7 protein-coding genes and 3 tRNA genes are annotated in these 13838 nt (G+C 68.1%); 5 read left to right on the plus strand and 5 right to left on the minus strand.

Annotated elements, in window-relative coordinates; translation table 11 throughout:
* Positions 1-102: 102 nt before the first annotated feature.
* The 5 genes from Q0P60_RS03885 to Q0P60_RS03905 form a co-directional block, all read right to left on the minus strand.
* Positions 103-178: transfer RNA gene (locus Q0P60_RS03885), tRNA-Thr, on the minus strand.
* Between the two features lie 49 nt (positions 179-227).
* A tRNA-Gly gene (locus Q0P60_RS03890) sits at positions 228-301 on the minus strand.
* Positions 302-325: 24 nt separating this feature from the next.
* Positions 326-411 (minus strand) — tRNA-Tyr (locus Q0P60_RS03895).
* A 136-nt stretch (positions 412-547) separates the two neighbouring features.
* A complete protein-coding gene (locus Q0P60_RS03900; RefSeq protein WP_294988511.1) occupies positions 548-1564 on the minus strand; it encodes an isoaspartyl peptidase/L-asparaginase in 1017 nt (338 codons plus the stop codon).
* 137 nt (positions 1565-1701) lie between these two features.
* Entirely contained in the window at positions 1702-2721 is a 1020-nt protein-coding gene (locus Q0P60_RS03905; protein ID WP_294988514.1) for a cyanophycinase, read from the minus strand.
* 170 nt (positions 2722-2891) lie between these two features.
* Between Q0P60_RS03905 and Q0P60_RS03910 the strand changes: the two genes are divergently transcribed.
* From Q0P60_RS03910 to Q0P60_RS03930, 5 genes are all read left to right on the plus strand, one after another.
* Positions 2892-5630 (plus strand): TonB-dependent receptor, encoded by a 2739-nt coding sequence (locus Q0P60_RS03910; RefSeq protein ID WP_294988517.1) that lies wholly within the window; start codon positions 2892-2894, stop codon positions 5628-5630.
* Between the two features lie 171 nt (positions 5631-5801).
* On the plus strand, positions 5802-8570 hold the full coding sequence (locus Q0P60_RS03915; RefSeq protein ID WP_294988519.1) for a response regulator: 2769 nt from the start codon (positions 5802-5804) through the stop codon (positions 8568-8570).
* Positions 8567-9787 (plus strand): EAL domain-containing response regulator, encoded by a 1221-nt coding sequence (locus tag Q0P60_RS03920; RefSeq protein ID WP_294988522.1) that lies wholly within the window; start codon positions 8567-8569, stop codon positions 9785-9787. Before Q0P60_RS03915 ends, Q0P60_RS03920 begins: the two co-directional genes overlap by 4 nt.
* A gap of 125 nt (positions 9788-9912) precedes the next feature.
* Complete coding sequence (locus Q0P60_RS03925; RefSeq protein WP_294988525.1) at positions 9913-13146, plus strand: hybrid sensor histidine kinase/response regulator; 3234 nt, start codon at positions 9913-9915, stop codon at positions 13144-13146.
* A complete protein-coding gene (locus Q0P60_RS03930; RefSeq protein WP_294988528.1) occupies positions 13143-13784 on the plus strand; it encodes a response regulator in 642 nt (213 codons plus the stop codon). The genes Q0P60_RS03925 and Q0P60_RS03930 overlap by 4 nt, the downstream gene beginning before the upstream one ends.
* Positions 13785-13838 lie beyond the last annotated feature (54 nt).

Below are 13838 nucleotides of genomic sequence, written 5' to 3' on the forward strand. Positions count from 1 at the left end.
CGTGACCGATGGTGCCGACGTTGACGTGCGGCTTGGTGCGCTCGAACTTACCCTTGGCCATGGCTGCTTATCTCGAATTCGTCTGAGAGGTGATGCTTAAGATGGTGCTCACGAAAGGAATCGAACCTTCGACCTCTTCCTTACCAAGGAAGTGCTCTACCGACTGAGCTACGTGAGCCGAGTTTTGCATTATGACATGAACTCGATAATATTCAAAGTTCATTCAATGGAGCGGGAGACGGGAATCGAACCCGCACCATCAGCTTGGAAGGCTGAGGTTCTACCATTGAACTACTCCCGCGCCGGGAATGTCACAACGTGAAACTGGTGGAGGGAGGTGGATTCGAACCACCGAAGGCGTAAGCCAGCAGATTTACAGTCTGCCCCCGTTGGCCGCTTGGGTATCCCTCCTTACCACCCCATTCCGTGCCGCCGAAGCGTTGCGGTGTGTGGTGGTGAGCCCGCAATTCTGGAGATGAGACGGGGGTCTGTCAACGCTTTTTTTCACTTTTTTTCACATGCGTCGCAAACCCATTGATACGCAAGGCTATTGACCGGGCGACGGCAGCGCCTCGCTGGCGAAAATCGCGACATGGGGGACACCGTCGGCGCCGATCCAGCCCCGATACATGCCCTGGGTATTGAACGGAGTGGCCATTTTTCCGTCTGCGGCGAGCACGATCGCCCCGCCATCGCCCCCCATCTGCGGGATGGTCTCGTTGATCACGCCCTTGCCGGCCTGTTCCGGACTCTGACCCTGGTAGCGCATGCGTGCGCAGATCTCGTGCGCGGCCGCGGTGCGGATGTAGTACTCGCCCCAGCCGGTGCCCGACACCGCACAGCGCGCATCGGCCCAGGTGCCCGCGCCGATGATCGGCGAGTCACCCACGCGCCCATAGCGCTTGTTGGTCATGCCGCCGGTGGACGTGCCTGCGGCCAGATGCCCCTGCGCGTCCAGCGCGACCGCACCGACCGTGCCGAAGTGGCGGGCGGTCTCCAGGTCGGCATGGGCCTGGCCACTGGCCTCTTCCTTCAGCGCGCGCTGCAGCTGCTGCCAGCGCTTGTCGGTGCGGAAGTACGACGGATCAACCAGCGGCATGCCCTGCTCCACCGCGAAGGCCTCGGCGCCCTGCCCGACCATCATCACGTGCCTGGACTTCTGCATCACCGTCTGCGCCAGCAGGATCGGGTTGCGCACCCGCTGCACGCCGGCCACCGCACCCGCGGCCTGGGTCGCGCCATCCATCACCGCCGCATCGAGCTCGTTGTGGCCGTCGTGGGTGAATACCGCCCCCTTGCCGGCGTTGAAGGTCGGATCATCCTCCAGCACGGTGATCGCCGCGGTGACCGCCGCCAGCGCCGGCCGCCCCGCGGCCAGTTCCGCATGTCCCTTCAGCAGCGCCGCGCGCAGCGCATCGCGTGCAGCCTTCTCTTCGGCCGGCGACAGGTCCTTGCGCTCGACGCCGGCACCACCGTGGATGACCAGCAACGGCGAGGTGGCGGGTGCCGCCTGGGCCAGCAGCGGCAGGGACAACAGCGCGGACAGCGCCAGGCGCAGTTTCATCGGTTACGTCTCCAGCAGAACGAGGGCGGATTGCACGGGTGGTGCCGGCCGCTGGCCGGCAAAAGAGCATTGCAAGGGTAGTGCCCGCCGCTGGCCGGCAAATCTGGCATCACCGCCGGCACGACCCGGAAGGTGGATCATTGGCGGACGACTTCGATCTCGCCATCGCTGATGTCGGCCACGGCCTGGTAGTCGGCATCGGCCTGGAAGTCGTCCAGCCGCATGCGGCTGCCACTGGCGACCACCGTGACCGGCACCGCGTGGAAGCGCAGGGGCTCGCCCTCGACCAGGCGGTCGGCATCGCGGCCGGGGCTGACCACCCAGACCTTGCCCTCGCCATCGGCGCTGTAGACCTGGGCCTGGCCATCGGGTTCCACGCACAAGGCGGTGTCCTCGTCGACACCGATGCCGACGATGTCGGGATCGCCACTGTCCTGCGCGGCGCGCGCTACGAAGACGATCAGGCGACCGAGCCGGTCGCGCTTGTCGAAATGGGTATCGGTGACCACCCGCTGCAGGTAGGGCATCTGCAGGAAGCCACTGTCCATGGTCACTGCGCTGCCCATCGGGTCGGCCAGTGCACCGGCGGAGGTGATGCTGCCGCCATCCATCGCGCCATAGGCATAGCCGCCGAGGATGGCCAGTCCGGCGCTGGTACCGGCAATCGGCTTGCCGGCACGCACATGCGCGTTGAGTGCCCGGTTGAGCGCGGTGCCCTTCCAGAAGCGGATGTAGCGCGACTGGTCGCCGCCCGCGATGAAGATCGCATCGGCCGCGGCCACCACCCGCAGCACGGCCGGGTCGTCGGCGCCGCGACGGCTGTCGAAGACCAGGGTCTGCACCGCAGTGGTGCCGCCGATGTCGCGATAGAGCCGGTCCTGCAGCTCATCGCTGCCAGAGGCGCGCAGGATCAGCACGCGTCCATTGCCGGCCTGCCGCAGCCACCACTGGAAGGCCTCGGGCACCCATTCGCCGCCGCCCATCAGCATCATCGCCGGCGCGCGCGGCCCCGGCCTGGGCGCTTCCAGGTCGCCGACTTCGTAATAGGCGAAACCAGGGCCCTGCTGGTCCTGGGCAGGTGCTGCGAGTGGCCAGGCCAGGGCCAGCAGGGCCAGCCGGAGGAAGGGTCCGCGCAAAGGGCTGAGGAGGCGCCGCATCTTGATCTCCCTGAACAAAATCGACTTGCAAGCGTTTTCACTCTTTGCCAGATAGACACCCAGTAGTCAAGGACATAAAAAAGGCGTTAAATGCGCGCGCCCATTCCAGAAATCTGAATGGGGGACAGGGCCCCTCCTCTGTGGGCCGGCTTCATTTCCGAGAATTCCTCATGCGTAGAAAGGCGATGGCGTGGTCGATCCAGCTGGCGTTGATGGGCGTGGCTGCTTCCGCGGCGGCCCAGGCACCGGCTTCCTCTTCGGTTCAACAACTGGATGCGGTGCAGGTCACCGGTTCGCGCATTCCGCGCGCCCAGGTGGAAGGTCCCGCCCCGATCACGGTGATCAGCGCCGAGCAGATCCGCTCCAGCGGCTTCACCACCGTGCCCGACGTGCTGCGGTCGATGACCCAGAACGGCGGTGAGACCCAGAGCCAGCAGTCGTCCAGCGGCGCCGACTTCTCGCCGGGCGCCCAGCAGGTGGACCTGCGCGGCCTCGGCCCGAACCACACGCTGGTGCTGGTCAACGGCCGCCGCATCGCCGACTTCCCGATGCCGTTCAAGGGCCGCAGCAACTTCACCGATGTCTCCAACATCCCGTTGGGCATGATCGACCGCATCGAAGTGCTGACCGGCAGCGCCTCGGCCATCTACGGCTCGGACGCGATCGCCGGCGTGGTCAACTTCATCCTGAAGAAGAAGGCCGATGGCACCACCATCGACATGCGCATGGGCACCACCAGCGAGGGCGGTGGCGAATCGTTCGACATGAGCATCGCCAGCGGCTTCAGCCGTGGCAACTTCAACGCCGTGTACAGCGTTGAACTGCAGTCGCAGACCCCGCTGTGGGCCTATGAGCGCGACATCCAGGATTCGACCCAGGACGGCCCGACCGAAGGCTCGCGCATCGCCCGCCGCGCCTACCTGCGTACCGACTACGACGACAACTACCTGGACCCGGGTGCCGCCACCTGCGACGCCCTGGCCGGGCAGAACCAGGGCAGCACCTACCGCGCCTACCGTCCGAAGTATGGCTACTACTGCGGCAGCGACAGCTCGATCGGCTACGGCACCATCCTCAGCAAGCGCCGCGGCGCCAACGGCTACGCGTCGCTGAGCTACGACTTCGACAACGGCCAGCAGTGGTTCGCCGACGTACAGCTGGGCTACCACACGATGTCGCTGATGCGCGACGTCACCAAGTGGGGCCGGATGGATGCCAACGGCGACGAGTCGGGCTACTTCAACAACCAGGCCACCGGCGAGATCGAGTTCTGGCAGCGCCAGTTCTCGCCCGAAGAAATGGGCGGCCTGAACAACGCGATGGTGCGCAGCACGCAGAAGACCTTCAGCGTGACCACCGGCTTCAAGGGCAAGCTGGCCGGCAACTGGGACTACGAAGCGGCACTGAGCCACTCGCAGTACCAGTCGCGGATCAGCTGGGCGCAGATCATCGCCTCCAAGGCCAATGACCTGTTCCTGGGCCCGCAGCTGGGCGTGGACGACGACGGCTTCCCGATCTACAACGCCGACCCGTCGCGCCTGTACCGGCCGCTGACCCGCGCCGAGTACGATTCGATCGCCGCCCGTACCACCTACACGCCGAAGTCGCGCACCGAGACGGCTGCGTTCACCGTGACCAACTCGGCCCTGTTCGGCCTGCCGGGCGGTGATGCCGGGTTCGCCGCGACCGTGGAAGTGGGCCAGCAGGCGTATGCGCTGAACCCCGATCCGCTGGCCACCCAGTACTACTACTACAGCTGGAAGGATTCGGACGGCCAGGGTTCGCGCAACCGCTGGGCCACCGCCGCCGAGCTGCGCATGCCGCTGCACGAGACGGTCAACCTGAGCGTGGCCGGCCGCTACGACCAGTACCGCTATTCCGGCCACACCATCGGCAAGGCGACCTGGAGTGGCGGCCTGGAATGGCGCCCGATCGACACCCTGCTGGTACGTGGCTCGTATGGCACCGCGTTCCGCGCACCGGACCTGCACTACGTGTTCGCCGGCCCGGGCAACGACGAGACCACCGCCGAAGACCTGTACAGCTGCCGTGCCGACGGTGCCAGCGACTGTTCCGACTACGAGCGCAACCTGATCCGCAGCCGCACCGGCAACCGCCAGCTCGACCCGGAAACCAGCACCTCGTGGAGTGCCGGCCTGGTCTGGTCGCCGGCGATCGGCCTGGACCTGTCGGTGGACTGGTTCGACATCGACATGCGCAAGCAGGTGCAGGACATGGACGTGCGCACGATCCTGGCCAACGAAGCGAACTGCCGCCTGGGCAGCGCCGACATCAGCTCGCCGACCTGCGTGGATGCGCTCGACCGCATCACCCGTACCAGCGACGGCCGCCTGTACGGCGTGCGCGTGGCACCGATCAACGTCGCCCGCGAGTCCACCTCCGGCATCGACGTCGGCCTGCGCTACCGCCTGCAGACCGGCATCGGCGACTTCATCCTCAACGGCACCCACACCTGGGTGAAGAAGCATGACTTCCAGCGCTACCCGGGTGATCCGACCCTGGACCAGTTCGCGGTCAACAGCGGCTTCGATATCCCGCGCACCAAGACCAGCCTGAGCGTGACCTGGGAGAAGGACGCATGGTCGGCCACGGTCTACGGATCGCGGCTGGGCAAGCTGCCGACCTCGGACAACTACGACCAGTCGTTCAAGTGGGACAGCGGCGACAGCCCGTACATCAAGGCGACCTACCGCTACAACGCGTCGCTGCAGTACCGCTTCGACGACCATTCGCGGCTGTCGCTGTCGGTGGTCAACGTGTTCAACAAGATGCCGCCGAAGGACGCCACGTACACCGCGTATCCGTACTACGACGTGTCCTGGTTCGACAGCGTTGGCCGCACGATCAACCTGCAGTACACCCACAAGTTCGGCGGCAGCGCGCTGTAACTGTAAGCCGTCACTGCCCGCTGCATGGCACAGGGAACCCCCGCTCCGGCGGGGGTTTTTTCTTGCCTTCCTGAACGGAAGGCACACATGGAGGTGTCCACAAGGCGGCACATGCGGCTTTTAGGAAACACCTGATTCCGCCGCTTCGGCAGCGCTCTCTAGCATCGGCCCATGTTGCGCATTCCCCGCCCCTCGCTGCCCCCTGCCGCGCCGCCCGCCACCTCCTCGGTGCTGCTGCGCTGCCTGACCGTGTGCGTGTTCATCTGCCTGGCAGCCGCCGCCGGCTTCTACCTGCTCAGCGCGTTCACCGAGGACATCTCGACGCACCGCCGCGAAATGAACGCGGCCGCCTACAAGGCGCAGATCTACTTCGACCAGCGCGAAGCCCTGCTCCGCTACCTGGGCGATTCGGTGGTGACAGGCGCGCCGGCGGCGCCTTCCGAGGGCGAAGGCATGCGCCAGGTTGCGCTGGATGGCCCGGGAGGCCAAGCCGGGCAGCACCTGCTGCTGTCGGCGCGCGCCGAGCACACCCTGCAGGCCCTGCAGACGCAGCTGTTGCTGATCGATGCCGAGGGTGCCCACTGGCTGGCCGGCGGCGGCGCCGAGGCCGACCTTGCCCGCCTGCCGTCACTGCGTGCCCTGCAGGCGCGAAGTGGCAGCCTCGACGGTGCCGACCCGGTGTACTGGATGCGACCCGGCGAGGCCGGCGTGGCACTCGCGCAGCCGGTACAGGCCGGCCCCCATCCGGCGCAGTGGCTGTTGCTGCTGCTCGATGCTGCTGCGGCGGCGAGCATGATCGATGGCCAGGGCATCGGCGGCTATGCGCTGCTCGATGCGGCAGGGCAACCCGCGTTGTCCAGCCAGGCGCCACGGCTGGACAGTGCCGGTTGGAAGACGCTGCGGCAACGCCAGGACGACAGCTTCGGCACGCTGTGGAGTGGCGGCCTGCCGCGTGGGGTGGCGCTGGTGAAAAGTGTCGGCAACGATGGCTGGCGGCTGGTCTACCACCTGCCGCCGCCGTTGCTGCTGGCCGACCTGGCGGCGCCGCTGCTGGTCTGCGCCCTGTTGCTGCTGCTGGCCGCCATCGCGCTGCGCCTGCTGCGCCACCGCGTCGACCGCCAGCTCATCCAGCCGGCGCTGCAGCAGCACCGGCGGTTGCTGGAGAACCTCGACTTCAGCTCAACCGTGATCGACATGGCACCGGTCGGGATCTGCGTCCTGCGCCGCGGCGACCGCCACCTGCTGCTCAGCAACCAGCTCCTGCGCGACTGGCTGGGCGAGGATGGCGAAGACAGCGACTGGCAGGCGCCCTGGCGCGGGCACGCCGGCGAGCGTGGCCGTGGCCTGGAGTTCACCACCCGCGACGGGCGGCAGCTGCAGGTGCTGCATGCCGCCTGCCGCTACCAGGGCGATGATGTGCTGCTGTGTGTCTTCCATGACATCTCGCGGCATCGCCAGGCACAGGCCGCACTGTCGTCGGCACGCCAGGCCGCCGATGCCGCCAACCAGGCCAAGAGCGCGTTCCTGGCCACCATGAGCCATGAAATCCGCACCCCGCTGTACGGCGTGCTGGGTACCCTCGAGCTGCTCGGCCACACCACGCTGGATGCGCGGCAGTCGCAGTACCTGCGCACCATCGAGAGTTCGTCGTCGGTGCTGTTGCAGCTGATCAGCGATGTCCTGGATGTCTCCAAGATCGAATCCGGCCAGCTCAGCCTGGAGCCCAGTTCGTTCTCGCCACGCGAACTGACCGAGAGCGTGCTGCGCAGCTTTGCTGCGGCGGCCACCTGCAAGGGCCTGCAGATCCTGGTGTGCACCGATCCACGCCTGCCGACGCGCGTCCTCGGCGACGCCGACCGCATCCGCCAGGTGCTGGGCAACCTGCTCAGCAACGCCATCAAGTTCACCGAGCATGGCCGCGTGGTGCTGCGCGTGCGCCAGGTACAGCGCGAAGGTGAATCGAGCGTACTGGCCTGGCAGGTGACCGACACCGGCGTGGGCATCGCTGCCGAGGAACAGGCACGCCTGTTCGAGCCGTTCCGCCAGGTCCGCGGCGCCGCCAGCGCGCAGGGCACCGGGCTCGGCCTGTCCATCAGCGACCGCCTGGTGCGCCTGATGAGCGGCGAACTGCAGGTGGTCAGCGAACCGGGACTGGGCAGCAGCTTCAGCGTGCGCCTGCCGCTGCCGGTGCTGGCCGCACCCGACGACGGCCCGGTGCTGCAGGCGGAGCCACAGATCCTGGTCCGCGGCCGTGACCGTGAGCTGGTGGACAGTGCGTGCGGCTGGTTGCAGCGCTGGGGGGCCAACGCGCAGCCGCTGCTGGGCGACCCGGCCCTGCTCGACCATGACGGCGCGATCCTGATGGATGGCGAAGCGTCCACGCCATTGGCGTGGACCGGCCCGCGGGTGGTGGCCTCGATCGACGGCGGTGAGCAGCCGACGCTGGCGGCCGATGGCAGCCTGCTGGTCACCCTGCATGGCATGACCGCGATCGGCAATGCCCTGGCCAGCCTGCAGCAGCAGCGCGCCCTGCTGCCGGAAACCCTCGGCGCCACCCCGCTGATGCCACTGGGCCTGCGCGTGCTGGCCGTCGAGGACAACCCGATCAACCGGGTGATCCTGGCCGAACAGCTGCGCACCCTGGGCTGCGCGGTGGAACTGGCCCAGGACGGCGCGGAAGCACTGCAGCTGTGCCGCGAACAGGTCTTCGACCTGGTGGTGACCGACATCAACATGCCGCGCATGGATGGCCATGCGCTGGCCCGGCAATTGCGCGAGGACGGCAACCCGTTGCCGGTGATCGGCGCCACCGCCAATGCCACCGCCGAGGAACGCGAACGCTGCCTGGCCAGTGGCATGCAGGGCTACCTGAGCAAGCCCATCGACATCGCGCGCCTGCGCAAGGCGATCACCGCCCTGCGCCAAGGACACTGCGCATGACCCAGCGCATCCTGATCCTGGAAGACCAGCCGTTCCAGCGTGGCTACCTGGCCAACCTGTTCGGCAGCCGCGACGGCGTGCAGGTCGACGCCTGCGAGGACGTGGACGCGGCGATCGCCCTGTGCGCCTGCCAGTCCTATGACCTGGTGGTAAGTGACCTGCTGATGCCGGGACAGGACGGCATCCAGTTCATCCAGGCACTGGCCGCGCAACCGCGTCCGCCGCGCCTTGCGGTGGCCAGCGCCGCCTCGCGGCGGATGATGACCTCGGCGCGCCTGATGGCCGAATCGCTGGGGCTGGATGTGATCGGCCTGCTGCCCAAGCCGGTGTCGGCGGCCGATGTCGAAGCCCTGTTTGAAGCGCTGGCAAAGGCACGTCCCTCCACGGACACCGCACCGGCCCACGCCCCGGCGCTGGCCGAGCCCGATGCGCGGCAGCTGCGGCAGGCGATGGCCGACGGCAGCCTCACGGCCTGGTTCCAGCCGAAGAAATCACTGCAGTCCGGACGGGTCGTGGCGGCTGAAGCACTGGTGCGCTGGCGCCATCCCCTGCTGGGAACGCTGGCGGCCGGCAGCTTCCTTCCCGCGATGTGCCGGCACGGGCTGGAAGGCGAGCTGCTGCGGATGATGCTCAAGGCCAGCATCGCGGCACAGGCGCGTTGGCGCACGCAGGGCTTCCGGGTACCGGTCTCGATCAATCTGCCGCCGCATCTGCTTGAGCAGTCCGACCTGCCCGACGAGCTGCTGGCCATGACCCTGGCCCTCGGCGGCAACCCCGGCGAACTTTGCTTTGAACTGATGGAGAACAGCACCACCCGCCATGTCAGCGATTTCTATGCGGGGGCCTGCCGCCTGCGCATGAAGGGCTTCGGGCTGGCCCAGGACGATTTCGGACAGGGCCTGAGTTCGGTCCACAACCTGGTCAACACGCCTTTCACCGAGGTCAAGATCGACCGTGCACTGGTCAGTGGCTGTGCCCGCGATCCCGCCCTGCACCTGACCCTGTCGACCATCATCGCCCTGGCCAACCAGCTGGGGCTGACCATCGTGGCCGAGGGCGTGGAAAGCGATGCCGACCTTGCAGCGCTGCGCCAGCTCGGCTGCAGCCAGGTGCAGGGCTTCTTGATCTCGCAGGCGTTGCCTTCGGACGAATTCACCCGCCTGCTGGACGGTGAAGCCCCCCGCCTTGACGAGGCCACTCCGGCGATCATGCGTTGAAGCCGGCTGCACGCCGGCTTCACGGATTCATCAAGCGGCATTGACGATCCTGTCTATGCAACGGCAGCCGGCCACCCCCGCGCTCCGCACGCCACCGCTGACCGCCCCTTGCTCCGAGACCTGCCATGCCGGCCGAGGCCGCTCCCGTTCGCCGACTCGCTCGCCGCTCCCTGCGTGTCCATGCCCTGCTGATCGGGGTGGTGGTACTGGCCACCCTGCAGGCTGGATTGCTGCTGTCCACCGGCACGCAGCTGCTGAACGAAGAACGCAGCAAGATCGAGTACCACTTCCGTCGCCTGGACGGCACCCTGCGCGAACAGGAACGGTTCCTGCGCCAGTGGCGGCTGCATGATGTCGGCACGCAGGGAGTGCCGATGCCGGATGCCAGCACGGAGCTGCAGCGCGGTCCGCTGTTCGCCAACTTCGCTCTGGTCGGCAGCGAAGAAGAACGCGTCGGTGCCCCCGCACCAACCGAACTGGGCGATCGCTTCCTGCGCTTCTACGGCACCTTCTGGTCGGCCTCGCACTACCCGCCACCGCACTGCCTGCTGGTCGATGGGCAGGGCACACGCGGGCTGCTGGCACCGGTCCAGATGTCCGGCGCGGAGGCCGGCCAGAACAGTCCGCACCATCTGCGCCCGGCGATCACCGCCATCCATCAGGCGATGAGCACCCAGCCCGCACTGCAGCGCGGCGGCATCGCCTGGGTTGCCGTGCCCTGGCGCGACGGCCAGACGCGCCTGCTGGCCATCGCCCATGCCCCGCAGGATGCACGGCTGTGGGGCGAGCGCCGCGAGGGCTCGCTGGCGGCGCTGGCCTGCCTGCTCGACCCGGCACGGGTGGATGACTACCGCCAGGTGCTGGGCGTGCCGGTGTTCCAGCAGTTGTCGCTGTTCGATGCCGCTGGCCGGCTCCTGCTCGGCGATGCCGCCGATGCCAGCGACGCCGCGACCTCCTGGCACGCGGGCATGGCGGGCCTGCAGTTCCGCATGCGCAGCGATCGAGGCTGGCTGGCGGTCTACCACGTCAGCTGGCAGCAGATCCTGCAGCACCCGCAGGGCCCGTTGCTGGGGGCAACGGCGCTGGCGTTGCTGCTGGCACTGGGCGGCACCCTGGTGCTGCGCGCGTATCGGCGCTCGGTCATCGAACCACTGCGCAGCAACCACGCACGCCTGCTGGAAAGCGAAGCCTTCAGCCGCACGGTGCTGGACAATGCACCGATCGGGCTGTGCCTGCTGCAACGCGCCGGTGGCGCGGTGCTGCTGGACAACGCCCTGGCGCGCAGCTGGCTGGGCGAAGACCATCACGGCGGCGGCTGGCACGGTCCATGGCGACGCAGCGTGCTGGCTGCCGCAGGCACCCCGTCCGGCGATGGCGTGGCCTACACCACCCCCGATGGCCGCCATCTGCTGGTGAAGGCGACCCCGGCGCGCTACCGTGGCGAGCCCGCGCTGCTGTGCCTGTTCATCGATCTCAGCAGCCAGCACGAAGCCGAGCAGGTGCTGCAACAGGCCCGGCGCGCCGCCGACCAGGCCAACCGGGCCAAGAGCCAGTTCCTGGCCACCATGAGCCACGAGATCCGCACGCCGCTGTACGGCGTCCTCGGCACGCTTGAGCTGCTGGGCCTGACGCCCCTGGATGCGCGCCAGCAGGACTATCTGTCCACGATCCAGCGCTCGTCCTCGACCTTGATGCAGTTGATCAGCGACATCCTCGACGTGAGCAAGGCCGAGGCCGGGCAACTGAGCCTGGAACCGAGCCCGTTCGATCCGGAACGATTGACCGAGGATGCACTGGACTCCTACGCCGCCGCAGCGGCCAACAAGGGACTGCAGTTCTATGCCTGCATCGACGCTGACGTGCCCACCTCGGTATGCGGTGATGCGGCGCGGATCCGCCAGATACTCAACAACCTGATCAGCAATGCGCTCAAGTTCACCGACGCCGGGCGCGTGGTCGTGCGCCTCTCGGTGCGCTGGCAGGAACAGCGCTGCTGGCTGCAATGGCAGGTGACCGACACCGGCATCGGTATCGCCAGCGAGCACCAGGCCCATCTGTTCGAACCGTTCTTCCAGGCCAACCCCGGCGCCGATGCGATGCGTGGAACCGGCCTCGGCCTGGCCATCTGCGCCCATCTCGCGGCGCTCATGGACGGCCAGCTGCGCGTGGTGAGCGAGAGCGGGCTGGGCAGCAGCTTCAGCGTCGAGCTGCCGCTGCCGCCGGCAGCGCCGGACCCGTTGCAGTCGCCCCCGCCGCGGCTGCCGCTGGACCTGCAGGTGCAGGTCCGCGGCAGCGTGCGCGAACTGGTGCAATCACTGTGCGAGCGCCTGCAGCAACGCGGGGCGGATGCCCGCGTCTGCCGTGCGGAAATGGCGGCGGGCATGCCTCCCACGGCGGTGCTGCTCGACCTGGTACTGGACGGCGCAGTACCCGCCTGGAGCGGCGGTGCACACGTCGTGGCCTGCCGCGAAGGTGGCGCCAGGGCGCAACGGGTCGGCGCCAGCTGGCAGGTGGGCCTGCATCGACTCGATGCCATCGTGGCGGCCCTGGCGACGGCCAGCGGCCAGCCGCTGGCATCCAGCGGCGAGGGTCGCCTGCCGGCGACACGCCGCTTCGGCCTGCAGGTGCTGGTGGCCGAAGACAACCCGATCAACCAGGCGATCCTGCGCGGCCAACTGGAGCAGCTGGGCTGCCGTGCCGTGGTCGCCAGCGATGGCAACGAAGCGCTGGGCTACTGGCAACAGGGGGTATTCGGCCTGGTGCTGACCGATCTGAACATGCCCGGGCTGGATGGCTACGGTCTGGCCCGCGCGCTGCGCGCGCGCGGCGCCGTGGTACCGATCCTTGGCGCCACGGCCAATGCCGATCCGGCCGAACGTCAGCGTTGCAGGGAGGCTGGAATGCAGGGCGTGCTGGTCAAGCCGATCACCCTCGAGGCGCTGCAGCGCCTGCTGGCCGGACTCAGCGGCGGCGACAGCGCCGAGCCGCTCCCGGTCGCTGAGCCTGCCGCCGCCGATGGCATCGGCGACGACCCTCCGCTGCAGGTATCGGCGAAGATGCAGACGCTGTTCGTACAGACCATGCAGGCCGACCTGGACAGCCTGCGCGAGGCCATCATCGCGGCCGACAGCGTTCGCGTGGCGCAGGTGCTGCACCGCATCCGCGGCGCGCTGGTCATCGTCGGCGCCCCTGCGCTGGTGGACAGTGGCCTGCTGATCGAACGGCACATCGCACGAGGCGATGCGCTGGCAGCATTGAGCGGCCCGTTGAGCGGTTTCCAGCGCCGGCTGCAGCGCTTGCTGGAACCGCTGGCCGGCCCCCCCTCCCCTTCCTCCCCTGATGGCTCTCCCCCACCATGACCACACGGATCCTCATCGCCGACGACCACCCGATCGTGCTGGCCGGCATCCGCGAAGTGCTGGCCGGCGAACTGGATCTGCAGGTCGTTGGCGAGGCGGCCGATCCGGCAACCCTGATCGAACTGATGGGCAGTACCCGGCCGCAGGCGGTGATCACCGACTACAGCATGCCCGGCGGTGACCGCTTCGGTGATGGCATCAAGCTGATCTCGTTCCTGCGCCGCAGTTTCCCGGACACCCGCCTGCTGGTGCTGACGATGATCTCCAACCCATCGCTGGTGGCCGCGATGTATGCCGCCGGTGCCGGCGGCGTGGTGCTCAAGAGCCACGGCCTGGGCAGCCTGGTGCAGGCCCTGCGCGTGGTCCTGGCCGACCGCGTCTATCGCCCACCTGGACTGCTGCCGGTGGCGGCCGCTGCAACCGGCGATGCCGATACCGTGCGTGCCCGGCTGTCGCCGCGCGAACTGGAGGTGATCCGCCTGTTCACCGGAGGCATGAGCGTGGGCGATATCGCCCGGCAGCTGCAGCGCAGCGCCAAGACCGTCAGCACGCAGAAGATCAGTGCCATGCGCAAGCTGGGGGTGGACAGCGACCAGGCCTTGATCGAGTACTGCCTGCAGGCCTCACTGTTCGCCTGAGCCCAAGCGTGGGCTGAACCTGGCGAGCCCCGGGCCCGGCCGGCGGGCGCTTTA

The organism is uncultured Stenotrophomonas sp. (assembly GCF_945952405.1).
Classification (GTDB): Bacteria; Pseudomonadota; Gammaproteobacteria; order Xanthomonadales; family Xanthomonadaceae; genus Stenotrophomonas.

Coding starts and splice junctions, on each gene's coding strand:
- Q0P60_RS03900 (WP_294988511.1), bottom strand. CDS start 1,564: ATGAAACTGCGCCTGGCGCTGTCCGCGCTGTTGTCCCTGCCGCTGCTG.
- Q0P60_RS03905 (WP_294988514.1), bottom strand. CDS start 2,721: ATGCGGCGCCTCCTCAGCCCTTTGCGCGGACCCTTCCTCCGGCTGGCC.
- Q0P60_RS03910 (WP_294988517.1), top strand. CDS start 2,892: ATGCGTAGAAAGGCGATGGCGTGGTCGATCCAGCTGGCGTTGATGGGC.
- Q0P60_RS03915 (WP_294988519.1), top strand. CDS start 5,802: ATGTTGCGCATTCCCCGCCCCTCGCTGCCCCCTGCCGCGCCGCCCGCC.
- Q0P60_RS03920 (WP_294988522.1), top strand. CDS start 8,567: ATGACCCAGCGCATCCTGATCCTGGAAGACCAGCCGTTCCAGCGTGGC.
- Q0P60_RS03925 (WP_294988525.1), top strand. CDS start 9,913: ATGCCGGCCGAGGCCGCTCCCGTTCGCCGACTCGCTCGCCGCTCCCTG.
- Q0P60_RS03930 (WP_294988528.1), top strand. CDS start 13,143: ATGACCACACGGATCCTCATCGCCGACGACCACCCGATCGTGCTGGCC.